Origin of the sequence: Streptomyces sp. SLBN-118, from assembly GCF_006715635.1 — a bacterium.
GTDB lineage: Bacteria > Actinomycetota > Actinomycetes > Streptomycetales > Streptomycetaceae > Streptomyces.
The window spans coordinates 163,008-185,504 of sequence record NZ_VFNP01000002.1; the positions used below are offsets into that span (position 1 = coordinate 163,008).

A 22,497-nucleotide genomic window follows, 5' to 3' on the forward strand; every position below is an offset into this window, starting at 1 on the left:
CGTGGAGGGCGCCCAGAGCGCCCGCGCCGATGAGACCTATTCGCATTTCCAACACTCGTGCCTTTCTCAGATCTTCGGAGACGGCTCAGCGGCATTGAGCGGCGAGCCCGATGCGGCAAAGCCCCACCACGCCGTCCCGGGTGGTGCAGCCCTGCCCACTCCGCAGCTGGTAGTGTCTGGTCATGACCAGTTGAGAGAGAGCATGAGTGAAGGGTCAGGGGATGTCAACCACCGAACAAAGAGAAAAACCAAAGAGCGCCGAGTCGATCACGTCGCGCCAGAAGAGACCCAGGAACTGCGCGAGTTGAGGCAGGAGCGTGCGGCGACGGCGTTCATGCTCATCGCTGCGAATGCAACGATCACGGTCTGACACACGGGCCCGAAACCGCAACCTTCGCGAGACGGGGCAGCCGGCCTGCCGGGGCAACCTCGACGGCAGCCCGGCAAAGGACGCACAGGCCCCTCTAGCTCGCACGAGATTCTCTGACTAGAGTCAGAGAATGAATACGGCGCAGATCGACCAGGTGCGGCGGTTCAACCGGACCGTCACCGAACGCGTGGGCGTGCTCCACGACCACTTCCTTGGGCGGGACCGGCCCATCGGCGAGGCCCGGATGCTCTGGGAGATCGGCGAGCACGGCCAGGACGTACGGCGGATGCGCGAGCGCCTTGGGCTCGACTCCGGGTATGTCAGCCGTCTGCTGCGTTCCCTGGAGACCGACGGCCTGGTGACGGTGGAGCCGCAGCCTCGGGACAGACGGGTACGCACTGTCCGGCTCACCGACGCGGGCCGCGCGGAGCGTGCCATCCTCGATCGCCGCAGCAACGAGCTGGCCGACTCCATGCTGGAGCCGCTCAACGCCGCCCAGCGCACCCGGCTGGTCGCTGCCATGGCCGACGTCGAACGGTTGCTGACCGCCGGGACGGTCACGCTGGACGTCGTCGACCCGGAACACCCCGACGCCCAGCACTGCCTGCGGTCCTACTTCACCGAGCTCCAGGAGCGCTTCGAGACCGGCTTCGACCCCGCACGGAGCCTGCTGCCCGACACGGGCGAACTCCGAGCGCCGCACGGCCTGTTCGTGGTCGCGCGGCTCCACGGCGAACCTGTCGGCTGCGCCGGTCTGAAGCTGCCGCCCGGCGCCCCGGCCGAGATCAAGCGCATGTGGGTCGCGCCCCACGCCCGGCGCCTCGGCCTGGGCCGCCGGTTCCTGGCCGAGCTCGAGTCGCGGGCCGCCCAGCACGGCTGCGATGTGCTGCGCCTGGACACCAACAAGGCGCTCAGCGCCGCGATCGGCCTGTACCATTCCTGCGGTTTCCAGGAGGTGGCTGCCTTCAACGACGAGCCGTACGCCCACCACTGGTTCGAGAAGCGGATCACCACAACACCGTCGGGGTGACGGTTCGGCGGCGGATAGTTCTGCGACGGCCTTGGCAGTGACGGGTGTGCAGATTATGGCGACGTGTGGGCTCGTCGTTTGTCGTGGGCTGTGGCGGACCTGGTGTTGGCGGCGTCTGCGCCAGGACGGACAGTGACGTGGAAGGAGCCACCGGATCCCGAGCACGACGTCAAACTCGACCGCATCGAGCACGTTTGGGATCACTCCCCGGACCGAGTCTTCGCGTTCGACGCGTTCGGCCCACTCGGGGTCCGACCCACCGCGGGTTCGGGCTGGACCGAACAACAACACGCTGGCCGCAGCGGAAGCCCACCGCGGTGACGGTTGGCGCTACGACGACCCAGCGGTGCCGTCCCGGTCGCCCTGAGAACTTGGTTCCATGCGGGCGACACGGTGCGTGACGTCCCGGCTTCGCGTCCATCGCCGCAGGACACAGCCATGGCCTCTTTGCATATTGAATTTGACAATTCTGAACGTTGAAATAGTCGCACACCGTTACCGAAACCGGAGCACACCTTCCCCTCAATACGAGCCGCCCAGGCTGGCCAGGATGCGCTTTGGGCATACCGTAACTACGCTGAAGAGAGTAGGTACGCACCAAGATCATGCTCAAATTAACAGGGTGAAAAAATGACTCAGAATGTCACCGCCCAGACCACGCAACCAACGCCAGAGCAGCTCAAAGAGCTGAGTAAAGTGCTCGCCGAAGTGGCGTCACATCCCGAGTTCACGAAAATACTCAAAGAAATCGAGCAAACCCCAGAATCCGAGCGCCTCGCGAAGGCAACACGCTTGGCAAGCGTCGATGAACTGACGAGGAGAGGAATACCGGTCCCTGAGGGATTCCGCCTCACTACACGGTACTTCGAGAATCCCTCGTCGGTGACCCGAGGTGATGTGGCAGTCACACTTCCACAATTGCCTGCAGGTGGCGATGAGCTCGAAAGAATCACCGTGTGTGCTTCGGTGGGATACATCGTGTGCGCATCCGTGGGCGGCGAGGTCCTGCAGTGACGGCCGACGAAGCTCTCGCAACGGAGATCGAAACTGCGCTGTCCGAACTGACGTCCTTTGTCTGCTCTCCTGCAATGGAAGGCGTCATGCAGGAATTCTCCAGCCTTCCGGAGGAACATCGAGCACAGTACGTTCTCGATGTCCTTCTTGATACCGAGGAACTCAAGAAGCGTGGGGTCAATGTGCCTCCCGGAGTTATCATTCAACGCTCGGCCTTCCGAGACAATCGGCGGACTTTGTTCTGTGCCACGAAATACTTGCCACCCGGCCTCGGGTGGAAGAAAGTTACCGTGACCTTCGATAACCCCAGCGGAAAGCCAGCGCTCTCCTTCTCTGAATTCGAAGCCTCGAAACAGGGAACTGATACCGGCGGCTCGTTCCGCGTTTCCTAAGGGCTGTCCCGCAATACCCGGCGGATGAGCGCGCGGCGTCAGATGCGGTGCATCGCAAGGCGGAGAGTCGTCCTCATACAGGCGTATTCGGGCGATTCGACAACGCAGCGAGGTGCCAGGCTGCTGACCTGGCGCGCGACTTCGCCACCCGGGGTACCTCCTGACGCCGGGATACACCGCGGCGGCCGCCGACCACGCCGGCCGCGCATCTGCGCCAAGCGAAGGCGATCGCCGCCGGTTCCCCGCCGACATCGCGCACGCGCCCGAAGCCTGGGCCTGACCGAGGAGGAGTTGGCCGTCCTCGATAAGCCGGTCAGTCCCGCGACTTCACCACGAACCCACGGGTGGACCGCGGGTTTCCGCTGAAACCCCTTCAGTTTTCACGAACTCGCGGGTGCCTCGGTTGGGCAATAGTCGCTGAGTTCCCTGCCTCGTCCACGGATGACGGGCCGTCTGAACGTGCCTGGACCAGGGCCTGTTACCTCGTCCGGGTGACCGCAGACTGTTCTGACCCAATCTCGCTCGTAGTGCGCAACTCTCATCTCTGTCGGGATTCCTTCAGTCTGGGTGAAGTCGTGGAGGCGTGGGTTGGCTCTGGCCGTAGTGCGCGATCTGCGCGAGTACCGGGCGCCGGTGAGCGCGGAGGAGCTCGCCGAGTTCGAGACCGACGTGCTGGCGGGGTTCGTGCTCGCGCGAGCCTCGGCCGGCCTGGTCGACAGCACGATCCGCAACGACACCAACCACCTGGAGCTGATCCGGGACTGGTTCGGCCGTCCGCTGTGGGAGATGGAGCCGGCCGACGCCGACGTCTATTTCGGCAAGGTGCTCCGCGACGCCAAGCCGTCGACCCGGACCGGCCGGGCGGGTGCGCTGGCGGTGTACTTCCAGTTCCTTGAGCTGCGGCACAAGGTCGAGCTGCACAACCTCACCGGCCGTGTGGTCGAGTGCCCGCTGGACGAGATGAACCGGCCGCGGGCCTCGGTGGAACCGCAGCTGCGGATCCCGCCCAGCGAGGCGGAGATCGAGGCGCTGTTCGCCGGATGGCGCGAGGAGCTGGTGACCTGCCGCAAGTTCGGTCCGGCCGCCCGCAACTACGCTGTCGCCCGGCTGGCAGCGGACGTGGGACTGCGGATCAACGAAGCACGGATGCTCGACCTGGACGACGTCCGGTGGGAGCTGGGCCGGTTCGGCAAGCTCAACGTCCGGCACGGCAAGGGATCCCGGAGGCGCGGGCCGAAGCCGCGGCTGGTGCCGCTGATCAACGGCGCCGACCGCAACCTGCGATGGTTCATCGAGGACGTGTGGGGCCACTTCGACGCCGACCACACCCGGCCCGGTGCCCCGCTGTTCCCCTCCGAGCGCAAGAACCAGGACGGCTCCTGCTCACGGGCGACCGCCGACGTCTTCCGCCGGGCGCTGGCCGATGCCGCCGCCCAGCACCTGCCCACCTGGGCCGGGAAGCTCACCCCGCACGTACTGCGGCATTTTTGTGCCTCCCAGCTCTATCTAGCCGGCATGACCTTGTTCGCCATCCAGGAGCTACTCGGACATACCTGGACCGGAACCACGGCCCGGTATATCCACGTCCATGGCACCCACGTCGAAGACGCCTGGGTCGCCGGACAGCAGCGCGCCACCGACCGATGGAAAGGACTGGCCCAGTGAAGTGGAACCTTCGCCTGGCGGCCGCCAACCGCGGCATCTGGAAGGCCAGCGAACTCCAACGGATGCTCGCCGAACGCGGCGTGGTGATCAGCGCGGGGAAGATGTCGGGCCTGTGGTCAGGCCAGCCGAACACCGTCAAGCTCGACGAGTTGGACGTCATCTGCGCGGTGCTCGCCTGCGGCGTCGAGGAACTGCTCCTGCCCGAGCCGGAGCGAGTGCCGGAGCCGACACCAGCAACCGACTCACAGGCCACTGCGGTGGGCCAGCCACGCGCCGTGGCCCCGCGTCCTCGCACCGGCCGGTCCCTGCCGCCACGATGACCTGCGTGCACTGCGGCAAGCCGCTGCCCGAAGGATCGCGGCGGGACCGGGCGTACTGCGACAACAAGTGCCGGGGCCTGGGCTCCTACTACCGGCGCAAGGCGGGTGTGCCACCCCCACCGCGCTGGCAGCACCCCGCCCTCACCTCGGACAACCCTGTGCTGCGGTCGGCCGCAGCACATGCCAAGCAGCTCGGCGAGGCCAACGGATGGTCGCCGTCACTCGTGCGGTGCGCGATGGACGGCCTGACGGTGGTGCTGGGCGAATGCCCGCCCGGCAAGCCCGTGAAGCTCACCGAAGTCCGTGCGCGAATACCGCGACACGCCTCCAGCCTTCGGGTCGCCGAGGTCCTCACCGAACTGGAGCTGTTGGAAGACGACAGCGTGTTGGCGGTCCGCTCCTGGATCGAGAACCGCACCGCCGAGCTGCCCGCCGGGTTCGCCGGCGACGTTCGTGCCTGGCTGCTGGTCCTGCTCGACGGCGACAGCCGTGCCAAGCCCCGATCTCGCACCTGCGCCTACGTCTACTTCGGCGGCGTCCGCCCCCTGCTGGAGAACTGGGCGACGACCCGTGGGCACCTGCGCGAGATCACCGTCACCGACGTTATGGCCGGGCTGTCACCCCTGTGCGGATGGCAGCGGCGCAACGCCATCGCCGCACTGCGCTCACTGTTCCGCTTCGCCAAGAAGCGCGGCCTGATCTTCGCCAACCCCACCGCCCGCCTGAAAACCGAAGACATCCAGCGCAACTTGCTGCCGATGACCGACGCTGAGGTCCTCGCCGTCCAGCGGGTCGCCGTCACACCGGCGCAACGGCTGATCGTCGCCCTGGCCGCCGTCCACGCCGCCCGCGCTACGGCCATCCGACGCCTTAGCTTGGACGATCTTGACCTGCCCAACCGCCGGATCACCATCGCCGGACACGCCCAGCGGCTCGGCGACCTGCCTCATCAGACCCTGCTGGCCTGGCTCGCCCAGCGTCGCATCACCTGGCCGAAGACTCCCAACCGGCACGTATTGATCAACGCGAAGACAGCCCTGGGAACCGGGCCTGTCAGTGCCGAATACCTCAAGCGGCACCTGCTGCACCAGGGCGTCTACCTCGAACGCATCCGCGGCGACAGGGTCCTGCACGAAGCACTGACCGTCGGCGCCGACCCGCTGCACCTCGCCCTGGTCTTCAACCTGTCCCACACCGCCGCGAGCCGCTACGCGGCCATCGCCCAGAACCTGCTCGACGACCAGACGGGAGTCCACCGAGATGCGGTCGGAAGGGAGAGCGGGCGCTCTTGACGGTCCGCCCGTAAAGGGATCCGCGACCGAACGACGCTGGCAGAGCAGACAGAAAGGACCGACACGGCTGCTGTCGAGGAGCTGCCGTTAAACCAGTGGCGTCCCCGTGGACGAACCTCATAGCTTGTGCACTCGTGACTGATGCTCCGAAGATGCGCCCGAATCCACACGACCTCGGCCGGGTGTTCAACGAGGTGCCGGAGCTCTACGACCGGGTCCGGCCGGGATACCCCGACGAGCTGTTCGCGGACCTTGTCGCCGTCACCGGCACGGACGACAGGTCGTCGGTGCTGGAGGTGGGCTGCGGCACCGGTCAGGCGACGCGCTCGCTGGCAGCACTCGGATGCTCAGTGACCGCCATCGAGCCGGGCGCAGACATGGCCGCACTCGCTCGCCAACGGATCGCATCCTTCCGCAACGTCGAAGTCGAGACGTCGACGTTCGAGGAGTGGGACGACCGCGGCCGACGCTTCGATGCTCTCGTGGCTGCGTCGTCGTGGCACTGGGTCGACCCGTCGATCGGCTGGCAACGGGCGCACGACGTGCTCCATCCCGGAGGCTGGATGGCGCTGCTCGGCCACGTCGTTGTCCGCCGGCCGGGAGAGCCAGAGGTATACGCCGAGACCGCCGATCTCCACGAGCAGTTCTGCCCCGGGAACCCCGGCTGGGGTCATCCTCCCCTGGAGGACGACGTGCGCACCACCGACGAGGGCTGGGGCCTGGTCGACGATCCCGGAGGACTGTTCGGCCCAACGATCGTGCGCTGGTACCCGACCGTTCAATGGTTCAACGGAGACGGCTTTGCCGATCACCTTCGCTCGTTGTCGCTGTATCGGAGGCTCGACCGCGACGTCCGTGAGCCCCTGCTCGACGCAGTAGCCGAGCGCATCCGCACGCGGATGGGCGACCGGGCATCACGCCGTTATCTGAGCGTCCTCCGTGTCGGACAGCGCGCCGAGTGAGCCCAGTGGTGAAGGACCTGCCGATTCAGCGGCGACGGACCCACCGCACTTTCATGCCTGCCTGCCGAAAACGCCGTGGGTTCCCGGTGAAAGCACCTCAGTCGCACTGAACCCACGGCGGACGTGCCGGTAAGAACCGTGTCACCAGCCGCAAACGACGGAATTCTCGCGCATGATCCCGCGCCGATCCGGCCGCTGACTGGCGCTTTCTGATCTTGCTCAGGAATCGGCGGCGCGCTCAAGCAGTCAGCGCATCACCGCTGTTCAGAAGGCCAGCGTAGACCTCAGCCGGAGTGCGGTAGCCATGGGCCTATGCAACGAGGCGGAGTGGATTCGGGGCGGCACTCGAAAGTGGATGGACAGCCCACCACTATGGTGTAAATATATGCCGCATGACGCATGATCATGCATGGACTCAAGAATCTGGCCCTCTGGCCTGGCCGATGAGCTTCCGTGCCTACACAGGGCACGGCGGACTGCGCGAGCACGGTGACGACATTTCAATCGTCGCGTCGGACCGGCCGGCCACCAGCGCCGCAATGTTCACCCAGAGCCTCTTCGCGGGTCCGGCCGTAGTCCTCAGTCGTGCACATGCCACGGCGCAGAACCTGCGTGCCGTGACGACGCTGGCGCAGAACGCGAACGTCGCCACCGGCCGTCAAGGCGAGGAGAACGCCGCCGAGGTCGTCCGCTGCGTCGCCGGGATTCTGGGCATCCCGCAGGACGAAGTACTCATCGGCTCCACCGGCGTCATCGGACGCCCGCTGCCGATGGGCACCATCCGTACGCACTTCGACGAGACTGCCAAGCGCGGCTACGCGGCGTTCATGGCCAAACCGCTGGATGTGGCCCGCGCGATGATGACCACCGACACCCGCCCGAAGACCGCCGTACGGACCGTCGGGCAGGCCCGCATCGTGGGCATCGCCAAGGGTGTCGGCATGCTGGAACCCAACATGGCCACGATGCTGGCCTACGTGTTCACCGACGCGGACCTGCCCCCGACCGACCTGGACAGAGCATTGCGCGGAGCGGTGAATCGCACGTTCAACTGCCTGAGCGTCGACACCGACACCTCCACCTCTGACACCGTGGCAGTCATAGCCAACGGCGCCGCAGGACCAGTCGGCCCGCGGCAATTCGCCGAAGCCCTCACCGACCTGTGCCTGGACCTCACCCAACAGCTCGCCAGTGACGGCGAAGGCGCGACCAAACTCCTGCGCGTCACCGTCGGCCAGGCCGGCGACTACAAACAGGCCAATCGCATCGCCAAGAGCGTACTGAACTCCCCTCTGGTCAAGAGCGCCGTCCACGGCGCCGACCCCAACTGGGGCCGAGTACTGATGGCCATCGGCAAGAACACCAACGACACCGACATCGCGCCGGGCAACGTAACCGTGAGATTCGGCGACATCGAGGTGTACCCCGAAGAGCCCGAGGCCGACACCCTCGACAAACTCGCCGGCATCATGCGCCACGACGAGGTCGACATCGCCATCACGCTCGGCCTCGGGGAGGCCGAAGCCACGGTCTACGGCTGCGACCTCTCCGCCGACTACATCCGGATCAACGCGGACTACACGACATGACCGGACTCGACCGCAAAACAAACCCCACACCGCTCTCGTGATCCCTCAGTGGCACCGGTCGGCTGCACGCAATCCCTCAACGGCCGGCTGACGGTGCGCACCGGCTGAAGCAAGTTGAACCGGTCGCGCGCTCCTTTGGGGACCATCCCCGCGGGTGCAGTGAGCAGTTGGCATTCGTGACCGGAACAGTTCATCGGGACCACCCTCGCGGGTGCGGCGATCAGGCACCGTCTGTTTGGCGAGTCCCCCGTTACATCTTTCGTGGCTCCGCAATGGGGCCTTCGGGGCACGATGCGCCGGGACGTAACCTTCTACGAACCTCGGCCCGTCCAGGCCGTCGCCCGGCCAACCTAAGGGCTGTCCCGCAATACCCGCCGGGCGCGCGACGACAGCTACGGCACCTCGCTGCGTTGTCGAATCGCCCGAATACGCCCAGTATGAGGACGACTCTCCGCCTTGCGATGCACCGCATCTGACGCCGCGCGCTCATCCGCCGGGTATTGCGGGACAGCCCTTAGACCATGGTCAGGAGGTGATCCGCGGGGCTGTAGTCGATCTTCCAGTCGGCATAGACCCGCGGAATCCGTCCTTGATGCACCGCAGGCCCACGGTCACCCAGCGGACCGATCCGTCGTCGCCGAGCGAGAACGCGACCGCTGATTCGAACTCCTCGCTCCCGCACGGGCAGCCGGCCGCACCAGGCTCGTCGTCCTCCCAGGACTCCTCGTTCCAGTACTCCTCGCTGTCCGCGATGAACGCACGCCGCCGCAGCCAGAACACTCCCGTTCCGCCCCGGATGCATTGACCAGCACGCAGAACACGCGGCCGCCGCAACCTCCGCAGACCGAAGGAGCGATCTTCACCGGGCGCCCATCCACGGCACCCCGGAGGAACACCGCTAGCTCCGCAGGGACACCCTCGCCAACCTGATCACCAGCATGCACGAGCACATCGTTCCAGACGCCTCATCGACCACCTGACCGTGGGACCACCCGCGCGGGTGCGCGGAGCAGGCTGCGGGACCTGCGACTTTAGCGCGGGCGCCGCCGTTCTGGAGTACATCCAGTAATTCCGGCGAGATGCCGTAGTTGTGGATCACGCCCCACACGTATCGGCCGGTCAGCCATCGTTGCTCACCGCTGCGTCGAGGAGGGGGCCGAGTTCCCTGGTGACGGTCGTCAGAGCACGTACGTCCTGCTCTGCCCGGGACATGAGGATTGCGCCCTCCAGGGCGCTGATCATGAGCGTGGCGAGTGCGTCGGCCCGTTCCTCGGGCACGCCCATCTCGGCCAGTGCCCGTGCCACCGGCCCGGTCCAGGTGGCGAAGGCGACGGCGGCCGCCTCCCGCGTGGACACGGTGGACTCCGCACAGTCCACTGTCGCGGCGGCCACGGGGCAGCCGCCCGCGAAGCCGGCGCTCTCGTACTCGTCCGTCCACTGCCGCACCATCTCGCCGAACAGCCCGCTGGGCGTCGGCTCGGGCAGCGCGGCGAGAAAGCGGGCGACACGGTTGCCCGCGTACCGGCCGGCCCAGCCCACGGCCTCGTTGACCAGCTGTTCCTTGCCGCCGGGGAAGTAGTGCTGAAGCGAACCCCGCGGGGCGGCGGCGTGCGCGGCGACCTCGCGCATGCCGGTGGAAGCCACTCCCTCGCGCCGGATGAGTTGGGCAGCGCTGAAGACCATCCGCTCGCGCGGCCCTCGTTCGGACATCCTCGGTCTCCCCATTCGTCGAGCTCCCCGACACCCATCCTATGACTGTCGTCATAGAAATCGGCTACTATGACCGCTGTCATAGTCGGCAGGGTGGTGGTGCGTCGTGTGCGTCGGTTTCGTCGGCCTCGGGGTCATGGGGCAGCCCATGGCACTCAACCTCGCCCGTGCTGGGACACCCCTCGTCGTCTGGAACCGCACCCCTGCCCGGTGCGAGCCCCTGCGCGCCGCCGGAGCCGAGGTGTCCTCGAGCCCTGCCGAGGTCTTCGACCGTGCCGAGACAGTGATCCTCATGCTGGCCGACGAGGCCGCCATCGACACGGTGCTGGGGCGCGGCACTCCGGGTTTCGCGGCGCACGTCGCCGGTCGCACCGTCGTCCACATGGGCACGACCTCGGCCGAGTACTCGGGCAGCCTGCAAAACGACATCCACGCGGCGGGCGGCCGCTATGTCGAGGCCCCGGTCTCCGGCTCCCGCGTGCCCGCCGAGCAGGGCGAACTGGTGGGGATGCTGGCGGGTGACGACGACGCCGTGGCGGCGGTACGACCCCTGTTCGCCTCCATGTGCAAGGAGACGTTCGACTGCGGGCCGGTCCCGGGCGCGCTGCTGATGAAGTTCTCGGTCAACCTGTTCCTGATCACGATGGTCACCGGTCTGACCGAGGCGTATCACTTCGCCGACCGGCACGGCCTCGACCAACGCCTGCTCCGCGACGTCCTGGACGCCGGGCCGATGGCAAGCGCCGTCTCCCGGGTGAAGGGACCCAAGCTGCTGACCCGCGACTTCACCGTCCAGGCGGCCGCCGCAGACGTCCTGAAGAACAACCAGCTGATCGCGGAGGCCGCCCGCAAAGCCGACCTGACCTCCCCGCTCCTCGACATCTGCCACACCCTCTACGGCGAAACCGTCGAACAAGGCCACGGCGGCGAGGACATGGTGGCCGTACTGCACGCCCTGGAGACCCGCACCGACGGCAGCTCTGTACCCATCCGAGTCAACTTCCAAGAGCCGACCACCAGCCGTCCCACCGACACCAGACCGGCCTCAGGCCGATCTCACGCGTCTGCCTGATTTGCCGAATCGAGCTGGCGCCGGTCGACGGGGCGCAGCAGCCGGCCGCTTCCAGGAGGTCGGCGACCAGTGCTGGCTGGGATCGGCGTAACGGGTGTGTCAGCACGGCTAGTTGACGCAGCTGGCGTCATTGAGCAGCCGACTGTTCCGGGTCCGCGGAATGCCGTTCCGCGCCATAGGACGGTAAGCCGTCGGGGGCAACGTCGATACGGAGCCGTGATTGCCCCGATCCACCCCGACGGCCAGCATCTGTCCCTCCCGCAGGACACCGGTGCCCGCTGTATTTAGGTCCGCCTGCTTGCGTGCCAGCCGGTCAGTCGGGGGTGGCTGGGCGCGTGGCGGATTTCGTGAGCGTGTCGAGTTGGGTGGCGAGGTCGGGATGGGCGGGTGCCAGGTGGGGGCGGGCCGCGTTGAGGGGGTGAATGAGGGCGGCGGGGTCGTCGTGGGCGAGGGCCGCGTGGAGTTGGCTGAGCGGGAGACGAGCGGCGGCGGGGAGGTCGGGGAGGGCGGTGATCTGGCCGGCGATACGGCGCAGGTCGGCGGCGTTGTGGCGGGCCCAGGTGGCGGCGGTGCGGTCGGCGGCGCGGCGTTCGCGGGTGGCCTGGACCCTTTGTTCGCCGGTGGTTCCGGCGGGGCCGGGGCGGTTGCGCAGGTAGCGGCGTTCGGCGGCCTGGCGGCTGGCGACGCCGAGAGGGTGGGCGAGGTCCGCCCAGCTGGCACCTGCATGGCGGGCTGTTTCGATCAGGCCGGTTTCCCATCCGGCGAGCTGCTCGCGAATCTGCCGCAGCAGGAGGAGGGTGGCCAGGGCCTGCTCTGGGCCTGCGTCGGGGGTGCCGGCAGTCTCGTGCTGGGCGGCGCGCAGGGCGCCGTCTATGGCTTCCAGGGCCGCCGCCGCGGCGAGAAGCGACGCCGGGCTGTGGTCCTCGGTAGGGGAAGAGACCGGCTGGTCGGCTGCTGCCATGGGCACCTCCTTGCAAACTGTCACCCTTTGGACGACACCATGTTTGTCATCCATTGGATGACATGTTACAACGGTTTCAGTGAAGCGCATTGGCAGGTACTGCCCGAACCTTCTGGAGGTGTTTCGCGATGTTGATGCGCACCGACCCGTTCCGCGAACTCGACCGGCTGACTCAGCAGCTGATGGGCCCTGGCACCTGGTCGCGGCCGTCCGCGATGGCGATGGACGCCTACCGCGATGGTGAGGAGTACGTGGTGGCCTTCGACCTTCCCGGCGTCAGCGCTGAGGCGATCGACATCGACGTCGAGCGGAACATGCTGACCGTCAAGGCCGAGCGTCGGCCCGTGGCGAAGGCCGACGATGTGCAGATGGAGCTGTCGGAGCGGCCACTGGGTGTCTTCTCCCGTCAGATCGTGCTGGCCGACACGCTGGACACCGAGCGCATCAAGGCCGACTACGAAGCCGGGGTGCTGACCCTGCGCATCCCGATCGCCGAGCGTGCCAAGCCCCGCAAGATCTCCATTGGCGGAGAGTCCTCCCACAAGCAGATCTCCGGCTGAACCCCGGCTACCGGGGCGAAAAGCGGCGGAGGGCGGGCACCGATCTCCCCCTCGCCCGTCCTCCGCACCGGACCAAGGAAGGTGGCGGCCGCCGTGGTGTTGCGATGGGAAGCGTTCCTCGACCATGTGAAGGAACGCGGCGAGTACGGGAGCCATCGGGAGGCAGAACGCGCGGCCCGCGTGGTGCTCGCCCTACTCGGCGCACACCTTGTCGGAGAGGAGCGCGCCCGACTGGCGGCTCGTCTGCCGGAAGCCTTCGCCCTGGTCCTGCTCAACCCGCTGCAGAGCGCCGAACCGCTCCCACCAGAGCGATTCGTGCGCGCGACGGCGGCCTGGATCGAGGGAGCAACCGAACAGACCGCGGCCTGGGACGTCAGCGCCGTCCTCAGTACGGTCGCCGACGCTGCCGGCGAGGACCTGCTCAGGCAGATCCTGCTCCAGCTCCCCGCGGGCTACGACCTGCTCTTCGGCCGCCCCCAGCCCACCTGACCACGCTGGTGTCCGCGCGCCCCTCGGGTGCCGGCACCACCATCTCAGCAACAGAAAGGCCAACACCGCAGTGATGTCCGACCGGCGTGCACCGCTCCAGCATCTGCCCGTCATGACGTACGAGCAGATGCTGGAGAAGGTTCGCTACGAAGGTGCCTACCCCACCCGGGAACGAGCCGAGGAAGCCGTCCAACTGGTCCTCGCAGGACTCGGACGCCAGCTGACGGGCGACGAACGCGTCGAACTCGCCGCCCGCCTGCCCCTGGAAGCCGCACGCATCTTCACCGCTCAGTTCCCCGACGCCCAGCCGCTGACCGGCTGGGCCTACGTCCAGGACCTCGCCGCCCGCGCCGGCGCCCCTGTAGGCACCACTCGCTGGGACACTGGCTCCGTCCTCTGTGCCGTCGCAGCCCTGGCCGGCCCCGGCCTCCTCACCCGCATCCTGCGCCAGCTCCCCTCCGGCTACGCGCTGCTGTTCGGCCGCGCCGAACTCAGCCCGGCCGCATAGGCGACGCATGTGAAGGCTCGCAGAGAGTTGTCGCCCCCTTTTACGCGGCGTCCCGAGGGCCCTGAGCACCGTCGCGGGGGGTCATGCGCTCGCGCGAGAAACTGTCGCCTCGTCAAGCCGCCGAGCCGGCGCAAGTCCGAGGAGCGCCATCACCGCTCGACCGGAGTCAGGAGGGCGTCCGCCGGGCCTCCAGCTCACTCTGGGGGCCGGGCGGCGGGGCGGTGGTGGCCCGCGGAATCAGGTGAGTGGGCAGGATGATGTGCCGCGTACGGTCCGCCTCTGAGTCGTCGATGAGCTGCAGGGCCAATTCGCCGGCCACCCGGCCCATGTCCGACGGGGACTGGGCCACCGTGGACAGATCGAACCAGTCGGCGACCTGGTGGTCGTCGAAACCGATGACGGACATCCGCTCGGGCACCTGGATCCGGGCCTGGCGCAGTGTATGGATGACGGCGACGGCCAGTTCGTCCTGCTCGGCGAACAGAGCGGTGGGCGGCTCTCTCAGACTCAGCAGCTTCCCGACCCCGGTGATGAGGTCGCGCTTGTCCCCGAGCGCCATCGTGACCACCAGCTCGTCGTCGATCGGGATGTCCGCCTCGGCGAGCGCCTGCTGGTAGCCGAGCAGCCGTTCGCGGGAGCTGAAGCAGAAGCCGCTGGCTCCCACAGTGGGCGCGAAGGCGATCCGGCGGTGGCCGAGGTTGAGCAGGTGCCGGGTGGCATTCAAGGCTCCGGCCACGTCGTCGACATACACGCTCGGGCGGCCTTCGGCGTGCTGGCTGACGTAGATGACCGGCATAGCGAGGTCGTCCAGTCGCGCAGTCTCCTCGTCGGTGAGATCGAATCCGAAGACGAGCAGCGCGTCGGCGTTCCGGCGGGCCGGCAGGCGTTCGAAGAACGAGGTGCGCTCGGCAATGTCGGGGGTCACGTAGACGTTCAGCTCCATGCCGGCCGCGCGCAGCAGCGGGCCCAGGCTGGACAGCGCCGATCCCATGAACCATGAGTTGAGCGTGGTCACGAGCACCGCCACGACCCCGGTTTTCCCCGTGACCAGGCTTGCGGCCTGACGAGAAATCGCGAAGTTCAGCTCGCGGGCGGCCTGTTCGACCCGGGCGCGGACGTCCGGCGAGACGGTCGGCAGGCCGCGCAGGGTGCGGGAGACGGTGGACGGTGAGACGCTGGCGCGTTCGGCGACGTCGGCCATCGTTGGATGCCGCTGAGCGGGTGACATGAGCGGAAGTTAGCACAGTATCGCTCTCACTCACAGGCTCTCATGACAGCGCTGTCACGACTCCCTCATGGATCAATATCCAAACCTTTGCCCAAGAATGCGCTGGTCAGTGCATCCAAATCTGTGCGAGTTACCGGCAAGTTACGGATTGACTTCCCTTAGCCGCACTCCTAGCGTGCAAGCGTTGTCTCGGCCCGAGCGAAATCGCTCTCGCCGATCCATCCTTCAGGCCCTTTGACCTGCTGCTTTCCTTGAAGAAGTGCCGTGACAGCACAGTCTCACAACACGGCGACCAGCCGTGCCTTCGGTTCCGCATGACCAGGAGAGACACAATGAAGACCAGGACCACCAGAGCCCTCCCGTGCTCGGCGACGTTCGTCGCCGCCGCGCTCCTCCTCACCGCCTGCGGCTCGTCCGGGGGCAGCGGCTCCCAGGAGCAGGGCGGGAGCCTCTCGTTCGAGGGCCGCGGGCCCATCACCTACGTGGCCGGCAAGGACACGTCCGGCATCGTGCAGAAGGTGATCGACCGCTGGAACACGCTGCACCCGAAGGAGAAGGTCACCTTCGTCCAGCTGCCCACGGACGCGGACTCGCAGCGGCAGCAGATGATCCAGAACGCGGAGACGAAGTCCGACGCCTACACGGTGCTCTCCCTCGACGTCGTGTGGACGTCGGAGTTCGCCGCCCACCAGTGGATCGACCGCCTGCCCGAAAGGCAGTTCCCGCTGCAGAACATGCTCAAGCCCGTGGTCGAGACGGCGAAGTACCGCGGCGCTCTGTATGCGGCTCCGGCCAGTTCCGACGGCGGACTGCTTTACTACCGCACCGACTTGCTGAGGAAGGCCGGCGTCAACAGGCCCCCGGCCACCTGGCCGGAGATGACGGCCGCCTGCGCCAAGGTGAAGAAGCTGCCCGAGGCCGAGGGTATGTCGTGTTACGCCGGTCAGTTCCAGAAGTACGAGGGGCTGACGGTCAACTTCGCCGAGGCCGTGGACTCCGCGGGCGGTGTCGTCACCAACGCGAACGGCCAGCCGGACGTCGACACCCCTGCGGCGAAGAAGGGCTTGGACTTCCTCGCCGGTGCCGTCAAGGAGGGGACGATCCCCAAGGAGGCCATCACCTACCAGGAGGAGGACAGCCGTCAGGCCTTCGAGTCCGGCAAGCTGATATTCCTGCGCAACTGGCCGTATGTGTACGCACTGGCCGCGAAGGGGAAGGTGGCGGGGAAGTTCGGGGTCGGGCCGCTGCCCGGCCTGAACGGGCCCGGCTCCTCGAGCCTGGGCGGTCACAACCTCGCCCTGTCGTCCTTCGCCAAGAACAAGGCCACGGCCCTGGACTTCATGAAGTTCTTCAGCAGCAAGGACAGCGCCAGCATGTTCCTGAAGGAGGGCTCCCTTGCCCCGCCGTACACGGACCTGTACGACGAGGCATCGCTGGTCAAGCAGTATCCCTACCTGCCGGTCCTCAAGCAGTCCATCCTGCGCGCCGTGCCGCGTCCGCGGGTCGTGCACTACGGCGATGTGACCTCCTCGATCCAGCAGGAGGCCTACGCCGCGCTGACCGGCAGCAAGAGCACCACACAGGCGCTCAAGGACCTGCAGAGCGCCCTGCAGAAGGCCACCGCGCAGTGAGGGGCGGGACCATGGCCGACACCACGATCCCGGCCGAAAGCAACGCGTATGAACCCGGCAACACTTCCGGGCAGCCCTTCGCGCCGGTGAGGCCGCGCCGTCGCACGGGGCCCCGGGCTACGGCGGGTTCGGGCCGGCTGGCCGCGCTGCTGGTGTCCCCAACGCTCCTGGTGCTGACGGTGGTCGTGCTCTATCCGACACTCATGGCGGTGCGGGAGTCGCTGTACGGGCCCAAGGGACTTGACCCGGCCACTGGCTTCATCCGCACCACCGCACCGTTCGTCGGGCTGCGCAACTACGCCGACATTTTCGGCGCCGCCGGGGACCGGTTCTGGAACGCATTCTGGAACACCACGTTCTTCACCGTCGTCACGGTCGGCCTGGAAACGGTGATCGGTGTGGCGATGGCACTGATCATGCACCAGGCGTTCCGGGGCCGGGCCCTGGTGCGGGCCGGCATCCTCGTGCCCTGGGCGGTGCCCACGGCCATCTCCGGCCTGCTGTGGCGGTGGATCTTCAACGGCAACGGCATCGCCAACGCCATCCTCGACCACCAGATCCTGTGGACCACCGAAGGCTTCCACGCCAAGGTCGCGGTCATTGTCGCCGAGGTGTGGAAGACCGCCCCCTTCATCGGGCTGCTGGTGCTGGCCGGTCTGCAGGTGATCCCGCAAGAGGTCTACGAGGCCGCCCGCATCGACGGAGCCAGCGCCCCGCGCCGGTTCTGGCACGTCACCCTGCCGCTGGTAAAGCCCGCGCTGCTGGTGGCGGTGCTGTTCCGGTGCCTCGACGCGCTGCGGATGTTCGACCTGCCCTACATCCTCATCGGCGCACAGAAGAACTCGGTGGAAACCCTGTCCATGCTGGCGCAGAACGAGGCTTCCAACGTCCGCTTCGGACCGGCCTCCGCCTACGCGGTGATCCTCTTCCTGTACGTCCTGCTCATCGCACTCGCCTTCGTCCGGCTGCTGGGCGCGGGCCTCGTCGGCGATCGCGGCACCCCAAGGGCGAGCAAGAGCAGGCGTCGACGCATCGTGGCGCTCCGCCGTGCGGAGGCGGCGACATGACCCTTACGGCGAAATGGCGCAATCGGCTGATGTACGTGGGCGTGGCCGGGGTGGTGGCTTACTGCCTGGCCCCGTTCTACTGGATGCTCGTCTCCAGCCTGCGGCGCACCTCCGACATCTTCGACACCTCGCTGCTCCCCTCCCCGGTGTCGTTCGAGAACTACCGGGCGGTGTTCAGCCCGTCCCAGGGATTCACACACGCGCTGCTCAACAGTCTGGTCGTCGCCGGCATCACCACCGCGCTGGCGCTGGTGCTGGCCACGTTCACCGCCTATGCGATGGCCCGGCTGGAGTTCCGGGGCAAGCGGCTGATCCTCACGCTGGTCATCGCCACCTCGATGTTCCCGGTGGTGTCGATCGTGGTTCCGCTGCTCAAGCTGTTCACGGACATCGGCTGGATCAACACCTACCAGGCCATGATCGTGCCGAGCATGTCCTTCGCGCTGCCACTGGCGGTGTGGAACCTCACCACGTTCTTCCGGCAGATGCCGGACGAGCTGGAGCACGCCGCCATGATCGACGGCTGCACCCGCGGCCAGGCATTCCGTAAGATCATCATGCCCCTCGCCGCACCGGGCATCTTCACCACCGCGATCATCACCTTCATCGCCGCCTGGAACGAGTTCCTCATCGCCCTGTCGATGACGAACAAACCCGCCATGCAGACGGCACCGGTCGCCATCTCGAAGTTCTCCGGCGCGACCCAGTTCGAGACCCCGTTCGGCAGCCAGATGGCGGCGGGCGTCCTAGTCACCATCCCGCTGGTGGTCATGGTGCTGCTCTTCCAGCGCCGCATCGTCGCCGGACTCACCGCCGGCGCAGCCAAGTAGAACCACCCGCCCCCTCCCAGACTCTCGAAGGACCCACTCCACATCATGTCCCGCACCGCACCGTGGTGGCGCAGCGCCGTCATCTACCAGGTCTACATCCGAAGCTTCGCCGACGCGAACGGTGACGGCGTAGGCGACATCGCCGGCATCCGATCTCGCCTGCCCTATCTCAAGTCTCTCGGCGTCGACGCCCTGTGGATCAACCCGTGGTACAAGTCGCCGATGGCGGACCACGGTTACGACGTAGCCGACTACCGCGCGATCGACCCGCTGTTCGGCACCGTGGCCGAAGCCGAGCAACTCATCGAGGAAGCACACCAGCACGGGATCCGCGTCATCCCCGACATCGTCCCCAACCACACCTCCTACCAGCACGCCTGGTTCCAGGCAGCCCTGGCGACCGGGCCCGGCAGCCCCGAACGCGAGCGCTACATCTTCCGGCCCGGACGCGGACCCGACGGCGCCGCCCCCCCCAACGACTGGGTCTCCTGCTTCGGCGGCCCGGCCTGGACCCGGCTGCCCGACGGGGAGTGGTACCTGCACCTGTTCGCACCCGAGCAGCCCGACCTCAACTGGGAACACCCCGACGTGCGCGCCGAGTTCGAGTCGATCCTGCGCTTCTGGTTCAGCCGGGGCGTGGACGGGTTCCGCATCGACGTCGCCCACGGACTTGTCAAGAACCCCGATCTGCCCGACCTGCCGCCCCGCCGGGAGCCCGCGGTCCTGGGTCCGCTCGTCTCCCGGGAGATGGCCGACGAGCGGCCCCGGCAGCACCTCGATCACCCCCACTGGGACCGCGACGAGGTCCACGACATCTACCGCGCCTGGCGCAAGGTGGCCGACGAGTTCCCCGGCGACCGGTCCTTCGTCGCCGAGGCATGGGCGGACACACCCGAGCGGCTCGCCGCCTACGTCCGCGAGGACGGTCTGCACACTGCCTTCAACTTCGACTTTCTGATGTCCAGTTGGGACGCAAAGGACCTGCGCGCGGTCATTGACGACTCGCTCGCCATGCTCGGCGTGGTGGGCGCACCGGCCACCTGGGTGCTGTCCAACCACGACGTCATGCGCCACCCCAGCCGCTACGGCCGCAGGACTGTCAAGCGCTGGATCGCCAACGAGCCCTACCGGCCCGAAGGCCCCGTGGACCTGGAACTGGGCACCCGACGCGCCCGCGCGGCCGCCCTGCTCATGCTTGCCCTGCCGGGCGGCGCCTACATCTACCAGGGCGAGGAGCTCGGCCTGCCGGAGGTGGAGGACCTGCCCGAGGACGTGCTCCAGGACCCCGTCTGGGAACGGTCCGGGCACACCGACCGCGGCCGCGACGGCTGCAGGGTGCCGATCCCCTGGGCCGAAAAGGCCGCAACCTACGGCTTCAGCCCCGAGGACGCCTCCACCGCGCCCTGGCTGCCGCAGCCCGGGAATTGGGAGCAGCTCAGCGTCGAGGCGCAGGCCGGGGACCAGACGTCGATGCTGGAGCTCTACCGCAGCGCCCTGCGCCTGCGCCGCGAGCACCCAGCGCTCGGCGACGGCACCCTCACCTGGCTCGACGCATCCGCGGGAGTCCTCGCCTTCCGCCGCGAGCCCGGTTTCGTCTGCGTGGTCAACCTCTCCGCCCAGGCGCACCGGCTGCCCGACCACGCCTCGGTCCTGCTGTCCAGCGGTCCCGTGGAGGAGGGCCTGCTCGCACCCGATCAGGCGGCCTGGCTCGCGGTATAGCGCGGAGCCCGGGCGGGTGACCGCCCGGGCCTCGCACCCCCCGGCCGGCAGGATGCCGGAGGTACGAGCCCTGCGGCATGCCAACGTGGTCAGTCGGAACGGTGACGGGCGGTCAGCGACAGGTCGTTCAGCGTGGAGTCCTGGTGTCAGTCGTCTCCTGACGGCATCGGGTCTTCCCGAAGCCGAGTATCGCGGTGGACTCAGCGCCAGTCGTCGATCACGTAGGCGTCTGTGTGGCTGTAGCCAGGTTCGTTGGGCTTGTGCATGGTCACGCCTTGCAGCCAGGTACGGTAACCGCGGTCGACCATGCGCCGGTAGGCATCCTGGCGGGCCAGGCTCATTCCGGCGTCCAGTTGCCCCAGTCCCTTCTCGGTGGCCAGCTGCTCGCACGCATTCAGCAGTCGTTCGAACCGGTCCGCGGCGTCCGGGCCAGGGCGTACGGCGCCGAATTTGACGAAGCACACGTCCTCACCGGCCTCCGACCCCGCTCCGCAGTGGCAGACAGCCAGACCGTCGAGGCCGGAGTCGGCGCCCTCGAGGAGGATGGTGTCACCGATCCCCTGCGCCTGTGTGGCCATGATCTCGCGCTCCAAGCTCAGGCCGTCGTACACGGCCCCCGTCAGTGCGCGACTGAGGCTCAGTGCGTCGGGCCGCTCAGCCGCGGTCAGCTCGCCGTACAGCACTCGGCCGGGGACAGCAGCACTGACTGCGACCTGTTTCTTCATGATGGCTGTAAGGAATCGGGGCCAGAAACCGTACCGGCGGTAGAGCTCGAGGTGCTTGGGACTGTGCGAGAAGGTGAACAGGCCGAGGTGGCGGTTCTCCCAGGTGTCGAAGCAGGCCATGACCGGTTCCATGAGGCGCCTGCCGATGCCCTCGTCCCACAGATCCGGACGTACGGTCAGCGGGCCGAAGAACCCGACGCTGCCCCAGTTGGCGGCGAAGTTCGATCCGACGACCTCGCCCTCGACGGTCGCTGCGAAGGCCGCGTGTGGATCTGCCGCCCAGCGGGTGCGGACATAGTCGGCGGTCCCGAAGAACGTCTCCGGCTCAGGGGCCCCGAGGAAGGTCCCGAAGGCGACCCTGAAGATCTCGTCGGCCCGATCCAGGTCCTGCTCAACCAGCGGGCGGACCGACACCGAGGCGGCGACACTCGTTCGCTTCGCTGCGGGCATGATCGCTCTCCTTTCCGCCCCCAGTTCCATCGCACCACGGACGTGCGCCGCGGGCGAAGCGACAGGTCCGGCGGTACCTCAAGGATCGAGCGGCGGCGTTCCCCGACGACCGGGCGGCCGTCTTCCTGCCGATCGACAACCCGCTGGGCCCCGGTCCGCCGGGGGTCTCCGAGGAGCCGGAGGAGCGCCGGCTGTGCCTGCTCTACCGCCTCGCCCCACCATGGTTATCAACGCCGTCGACAAGTTCGCCCAGCGAACTATTGGAGCCCGCCATGGCTACTTGACCTTGAATGCGTGATGTCGTCATGGTGGCTGGCGTCGGAGGCCGGTGCCGGTGAGGCAGCCGTCGAGGACGTCGTGGCGGTACTGGAGCCGGCGGAGGCCGCGTCGGACGGCAGTGATCAAGTCATCGGGGTCGGCGAAGGCAAGACTGGCCACGGTGGTGCGTCGCAGGACGACGGTGGTGGTCCGGGGCGGGGAGGGGCACCGGCACAGGCGTCCGGGCCGGGCGGTGACTCTCCGCCCAGCCGTCGCCGGGTACATGTCTCGGACGCCGGCCTGGGAGTTCGACGACCCGGCAGCCGAGGTTCTGGAGTGCGTTGCCGGTTGTTCTGGCGTCGCCGTCCCTGATGGAGAAGACCCACCAGCCGGGCACGAGGACGGTGGTGAAGTGCCTCTGCTTCACGAGCTGGAAGAGGTGGTGGAGACCGGGCAGGTAGGCGTGGGACGCGTATCCGTTGTCGGTGAAGGGCTCCGTGTCGACGAATCCGAGGTCGCGGGCGAAGTGCCAGAGTGCTTCGCGCAGCGAATGCATGTGCCAGAAGTCGGCTGGATGGCAGCGCAGGTACACCGCGGCGACGGAGGCCGACGGAGAAACGGAAGTGATCATGGTGGGGCCTCTGGGGGGTGAACT

Annotated in this window: 23 protein-coding genes and 2 pseudogenes; 18 read left to right on the forward strand and 7 right to left on the reverse strand. The window is 67.6% G+C overall.

Annotated elements, in window-relative coordinates:
- Position 1 precedes the first annotated feature (1 nt).
- From FBY35_RS36460 to argJ, 10 genes and pseudogenes are all read left to right on the forward strand, one after another.
- Positions 2–370: a hypothetical protein gene (locus FBY35_RS36460; protein ID WP_186357179.1), complete on the forward strand. Its 369-nt coding sequence runs from the start codon at positions 2–4 to the stop codon at positions 368–370.
- A gap of 130 nt (positions 371–500) precedes the next feature.
- Positions 501–1,400, forward strand: a complete 900-nt coding sequence (locus FBY35_RS19190) for a helix-turn-helix domain-containing GNAT family N-acetyltransferase (RefSeq protein WP_142215262.1) — start codon at positions 501–503, stop codon at positions 1,398–1,400.
- Between the two features lie 126 nt (positions 1,401–1,526).
- A pseudogene (locus FBY35_RS37275) lies at positions 1,527–1,700 on the forward strand (IS630 family transposase); the annotation flags it as partial.
- A 330-nt stretch (positions 1,701–2,030) separates the two neighbouring features.
- Entirely contained in the window at positions 2,031–2,414 is a 384-nt protein-coding gene (locus tag FBY35_RS19200) for a hypothetical protein (protein ID WP_142215263.1), read from the forward strand.
- Positions 2,411–2,806, forward strand: a complete 396-nt coding sequence (locus FBY35_RS19205; RefSeq protein ID WP_142215264.1) for a hypothetical protein — start codon at positions 2,411–2,413, stop codon at positions 2,804–2,806. Before FBY35_RS19200 ends, FBY35_RS19205 begins: the two co-directional genes overlap by 4 nt.
- A 588-nt stretch (positions 2,807–3,394) precedes the next feature.
- Entirely contained in the window at positions 3,395–4,471 is a 1,077-nt protein-coding gene (locus FBY35_RS19210) for a site-specific integrase (protein ID WP_142215265.1), read from the forward strand.
- Complete coding sequence (locus FBY35_RS19215; RefSeq protein WP_054231981.1) at positions 4,468–4,791, forward strand: helix-turn-helix transcriptional regulator; 324 nt, start codon at positions 4,468–4,470, stop codon at positions 4,789–4,791. The genes FBY35_RS19210 and FBY35_RS19215 overlap by 4 nt, the downstream gene beginning before the upstream one ends.
- Positions 4,792–4,796: 5 nt before the next feature.
- Entirely contained in the window at positions 4,797–6,083 is a 1,287-nt protein-coding gene (locus FBY35_RS19220) for a hypothetical protein (protein WP_222123150.1), read from the forward strand.
- 152 nt (positions 6,084–6,235) lie between these two features.
- The gene (locus FBY35_RS19225) at positions 6,236–7,045 is read left to right on the forward strand and encodes a bifunctional 2-polyprenyl-6-hydroxyphenol methylase/3-demethylubiquinol 3-O-methyltransferase UbiG (RefSeq protein WP_067385110.1); all 810 of its coding nucleotides are present in this window, start codon (positions 6,236–6,238) and stop codon (positions 7,043–7,045) included.
- A 392-nt stretch (positions 7,046–7,437) separates the two neighbouring features.
- The gene (argJ, locus tag FBY35_RS19230; RefSeq protein WP_142215266.1) at positions 7,438–8,634 is read left to right on the forward strand and encodes a bifunctional glutamate N-acetyltransferase/amino-acid acetyltransferase ArgJ; all 1,197 of its coding nucleotides are present in this window, start codon (positions 7,438–7,440) and stop codon (positions 8,632–8,634) included.
- 525 nt (positions 8,635–9,159) lie between these two features.
- On the opposite strand, the gene FBY35_RS37280 is transcribed toward argJ, so the two are convergent.
- Both FBY35_RS37280 and FBY35_RS19240 read right to left on the reverse strand, forming a co-directional pair.
- A complete protein-coding gene (locus tag FBY35_RS37280; RefSeq protein ID WP_260848731.1) occupies positions 9,160–9,414 on the reverse strand; it encodes a hypothetical protein in 255 nt (84 codons plus the stop codon).
- A 339-nt stretch (positions 9,415–9,753) separates the two neighbouring features.
- Positions 9,754–10,344: a TetR/AcrR family transcriptional regulator gene (locus tag FBY35_RS19240; protein ID WP_142215267.1), complete on the reverse strand. Its 591-nt coding sequence runs from the start codon at positions 10,342–10,344 to the stop codon at positions 9,754–9,756.
- Positions 10,345–10,450: 106 nt separating this feature from the next.
- Between FBY35_RS19240 and FBY35_RS19245 the strand changes: the two genes are divergently transcribed.
- Positions 10,451–11,416 carry an NAD(P)-dependent oxidoreductase gene (locus FBY35_RS19245; RefSeq protein ID WP_142215268.1) on the forward strand — a complete coding sequence of 322 codons (966 nt, stop codon included), beginning with the start codon at positions 10,451–10,453 and terminating at the stop codon, positions 11,414–11,416.
- Between the two features lie 313 nt (positions 11,417–11,729).
- On the opposite strand, the gene FBY35_RS19250 is transcribed toward FBY35_RS19245, so the two are convergent.
- On the reverse strand, positions 11,730–12,377 hold the full coding sequence (locus tag FBY35_RS19250; RefSeq protein ID WP_142215269.1) for a type III effector protein: 648 nt from the start codon (positions 12,375–12,377) through the stop codon (positions 11,730–11,732).
- A 128-nt stretch (positions 12,378–12,505) separates the two neighbouring features.
- On the opposite strand from FBY35_RS19250, the gene FBY35_RS19255 reads away from it, so the two are divergent.
- The 3 genes from FBY35_RS19255 to FBY35_RS19265 all read left to right on the forward strand — a co-directional run bounded on the left by FBY35_RS19255 (position 12,506) and on the right by FBY35_RS19265 (position 13,934).
- Positions 12,506–12,937: an Hsp20/alpha crystallin family protein gene (locus FBY35_RS19255; RefSeq protein WP_142215270.1), complete on the forward strand. Its 432-nt coding sequence runs from the start codon at positions 12,506–12,508 to the stop codon at positions 12,935–12,937.
- A gap of 93 nt (positions 12,938–13,030) precedes the next feature.
- Positions 13,031–13,426 carry a DUF2267 domain-containing protein gene (locus FBY35_RS19260; RefSeq protein WP_142215271.1) on the forward strand — a complete coding sequence of 132 codons (396 nt, stop codon included), beginning with the start codon at positions 13,031–13,033 and terminating at the stop codon, positions 13,424–13,426.
- Between the two features lie 73 nt (positions 13,427–13,499).
- Positions 13,500–13,934, forward strand: coding sequence for a DUF2267 domain-containing protein (locus FBY35_RS19265; RefSeq protein ID WP_399208462.1), 435 nt, complete (start codon positions 13,500–13,502; stop codon positions 13,932–13,934).
- Between the two features lie 166 nt (positions 13,935–14,100).
- Here FBY35_RS19265 and FBY35_RS19270 read toward each other — a convergent pair whose 3' ends face one another.
- On the reverse strand, positions 14,101–15,162 hold the full coding sequence (locus FBY35_RS19270; RefSeq protein ID WP_313904681.1) for a LacI family DNA-binding transcriptional regulator: 1,062 nt from the start codon (positions 15,160–15,162) through the stop codon (positions 14,101–14,103).
- A 332-nt stretch (positions 15,163–15,494) separates the two neighbouring features.
- Here FBY35_RS19270 and FBY35_RS19275 point away from each other — a divergent pair, with 332 nt between their 5' ends.
- From FBY35_RS19275 to FBY35_RS19290, 4 genes are read left to right on the forward strand one after another with little or no spacing between them, the layout of a single operon-like run.
- Positions 15,495–16,793, forward strand: coding sequence for an ABC transporter substrate-binding protein (locus tag FBY35_RS19275; protein ID WP_142215273.1), 1,299 nt, complete (start codon positions 15,495–15,497; stop codon positions 16,791–16,793).
- An 11-nt stretch (positions 16,794–16,804) separates the two neighbouring features.
- Complete coding sequence (locus FBY35_RS19280) at positions 16,805–17,860, forward strand: carbohydrate ABC transporter permease (protein WP_142215274.1); 1,056 nt, start codon at positions 16,805–16,807, stop codon at positions 17,858–17,860.
- A complete protein-coding gene (locus FBY35_RS19285; RefSeq protein WP_142215275.1) occupies positions 17,857–18,690 on the forward strand; it encodes a carbohydrate ABC transporter permease in 834 nt (277 codons plus the stop codon). The genes FBY35_RS19280 and FBY35_RS19285 overlap by 4 nt, the downstream gene beginning before the upstream one ends.
- Before the next feature lie 45 nt (positions 18,691–18,735).
- Entirely contained in the window at positions 18,736–20,409 is a 1,674-nt protein-coding gene (locus tag FBY35_RS19290) for a glycoside hydrolase family 13 protein (RefSeq protein ID WP_142215276.1), read from the forward strand.
- A 200-nt stretch (positions 20,410–20,609) separates the two neighbouring features.
- On the opposite strand, the gene FBY35_RS19295 is transcribed toward FBY35_RS19290, so the two are convergent.
- The 3 genes and pseudogenes from FBY35_RS19295 to FBY35_RS36465 form a co-directional block, all read right to left on the reverse strand.
- Positions 20,610–21,584 carry a GNAT family N-acetyltransferase gene (locus FBY35_RS19295; RefSeq protein WP_186357017.1) on the reverse strand — a complete coding sequence of 325 codons (975 nt, stop codon included), beginning with the start codon at positions 21,582–21,584 and terminating at the stop codon, positions 20,610–20,612.
- A gap of 303 nt (positions 21,585–21,887) precedes the next feature.
- A pseudogene (locus FBY35_RS37285) lies at positions 21,888–22,040 on the reverse strand (DDE endonuclease); the annotation flags it as partial.
- Positions 21,991–22,473: a hypothetical protein gene (locus tag FBY35_RS36465; RefSeq protein WP_186357018.1), complete on the reverse strand. Its 483-nt coding sequence runs from the start codon at positions 22,471–22,473 to the stop codon at positions 21,991–21,993. The gene FBY35_RS36465 and the pseudogene FBY35_RS37285, both read right to left, overlap by 50 nt.
- Between the last annotated feature and the right edge of the window lie 24 nt (positions 22,474–22,497).

Excerpts from the sequence above, each read along its gene's own strand:
- FBY35_RS19275 (WP_142215273.1), top strand. The coding sequence starts at position 15,495 with ATGAAGACCAGGACCACCAGAGCCCTCCCGTGCTCGGCGACGTTCGTC.
- FBY35_RS19285 (WP_142215275.1), top strand. The coding sequence starts at position 17,857 with ATGACCCTTACGGCGAAATGGCGCAATCGGCTGATGTACGTGGGCGTG.
- FBY35_RS19280 (WP_142215274.1), top strand. The coding sequence starts at position 16,805 with ATGGCCGACACCACGATCCCGGCCGAAAGCAACGCGTATGAACCCGGC.
- FBY35_RS36465 (WP_186357018.1), bottom strand. The coding sequence starts at position 22,473 with ATGATCACTTCCGTTTCTCCGTCGGCCTCCGTCGCCGCGGTGTACCTG.
- FBY35_RS19250 (WP_142215269.1), bottom strand. The coding sequence starts at position 12,377 with ATGGCAGCAGCCGACCAGCCGGTCTCTTCCCCTACCGAGGACCACAGC.
- FBY35_RS19295 (WP_186357017.1), bottom strand. The coding sequence starts at position 21,584 with ATGCCCGCAGCGAAGCGAACGAGTGTCGCCGCCTCGGTGTCGGTCCGC.
- FBY35_RS19225 (WP_067385110.1), top strand. The coding sequence starts at position 6,236 with ATGCGCCCGAATCCACACGACCTCGGCCGGGTGTTCAACGAGGTGCCG.
- argJ (WP_142215266.1), top strand. The coding sequence starts at position 7,438 with ATGACGCATGATCATGCATGGACTCAAGAATCTGGCCCTCTGGCCTGG.
- FBY35_RS19270 (WP_313904681.1), bottom strand. The coding sequence starts at position 15,162 with ATGTCACCCGCTCAGCGGCATCCAACGATGGCCGACGTCGCCGAACGC.
- FBY35_RS19290 (WP_142215276.1), top strand. The coding sequence starts at position 18,736 with ATGTCCCGCACCGCACCGTGGTGGCGCAGCGCCGTCATCTACCAGGTC.
- FBY35_RS19255 (WP_142215270.1), top strand. The coding sequence starts at position 12,506 with ATGTTGATGCGCACCGACCCGTTCCGCGAACTCGACCGGCTGACTCAG.
- FBY35_RS19265 (WP_399208462.1), top strand. The coding sequence starts at position 13,500 with ATGTCCGACCGGCGTGCACCGCTCCAGCATCTGCCCGTCATGACGTAC.
- FBY35_RS19240 (WP_142215267.1), bottom strand. The coding sequence starts at position 10,344 with ATGTCCGAACGAGGGCCGCGCGAGCGGATGGTCTTCAGCGCTGCCCAA.
- FBY35_RS19200 (WP_142215263.1), top strand. The coding sequence starts at position 2,031 with ATGACTCAGAATGTCACCGCCCAGACCACGCAACCAACGCCAGAGCAG.
- FBY35_RS19190 (WP_142215262.1), top strand. The coding sequence starts at position 501 with ATGAATACGGCGCAGATCGACCAGGTGCGGCGGTTCAACCGGACCGTC.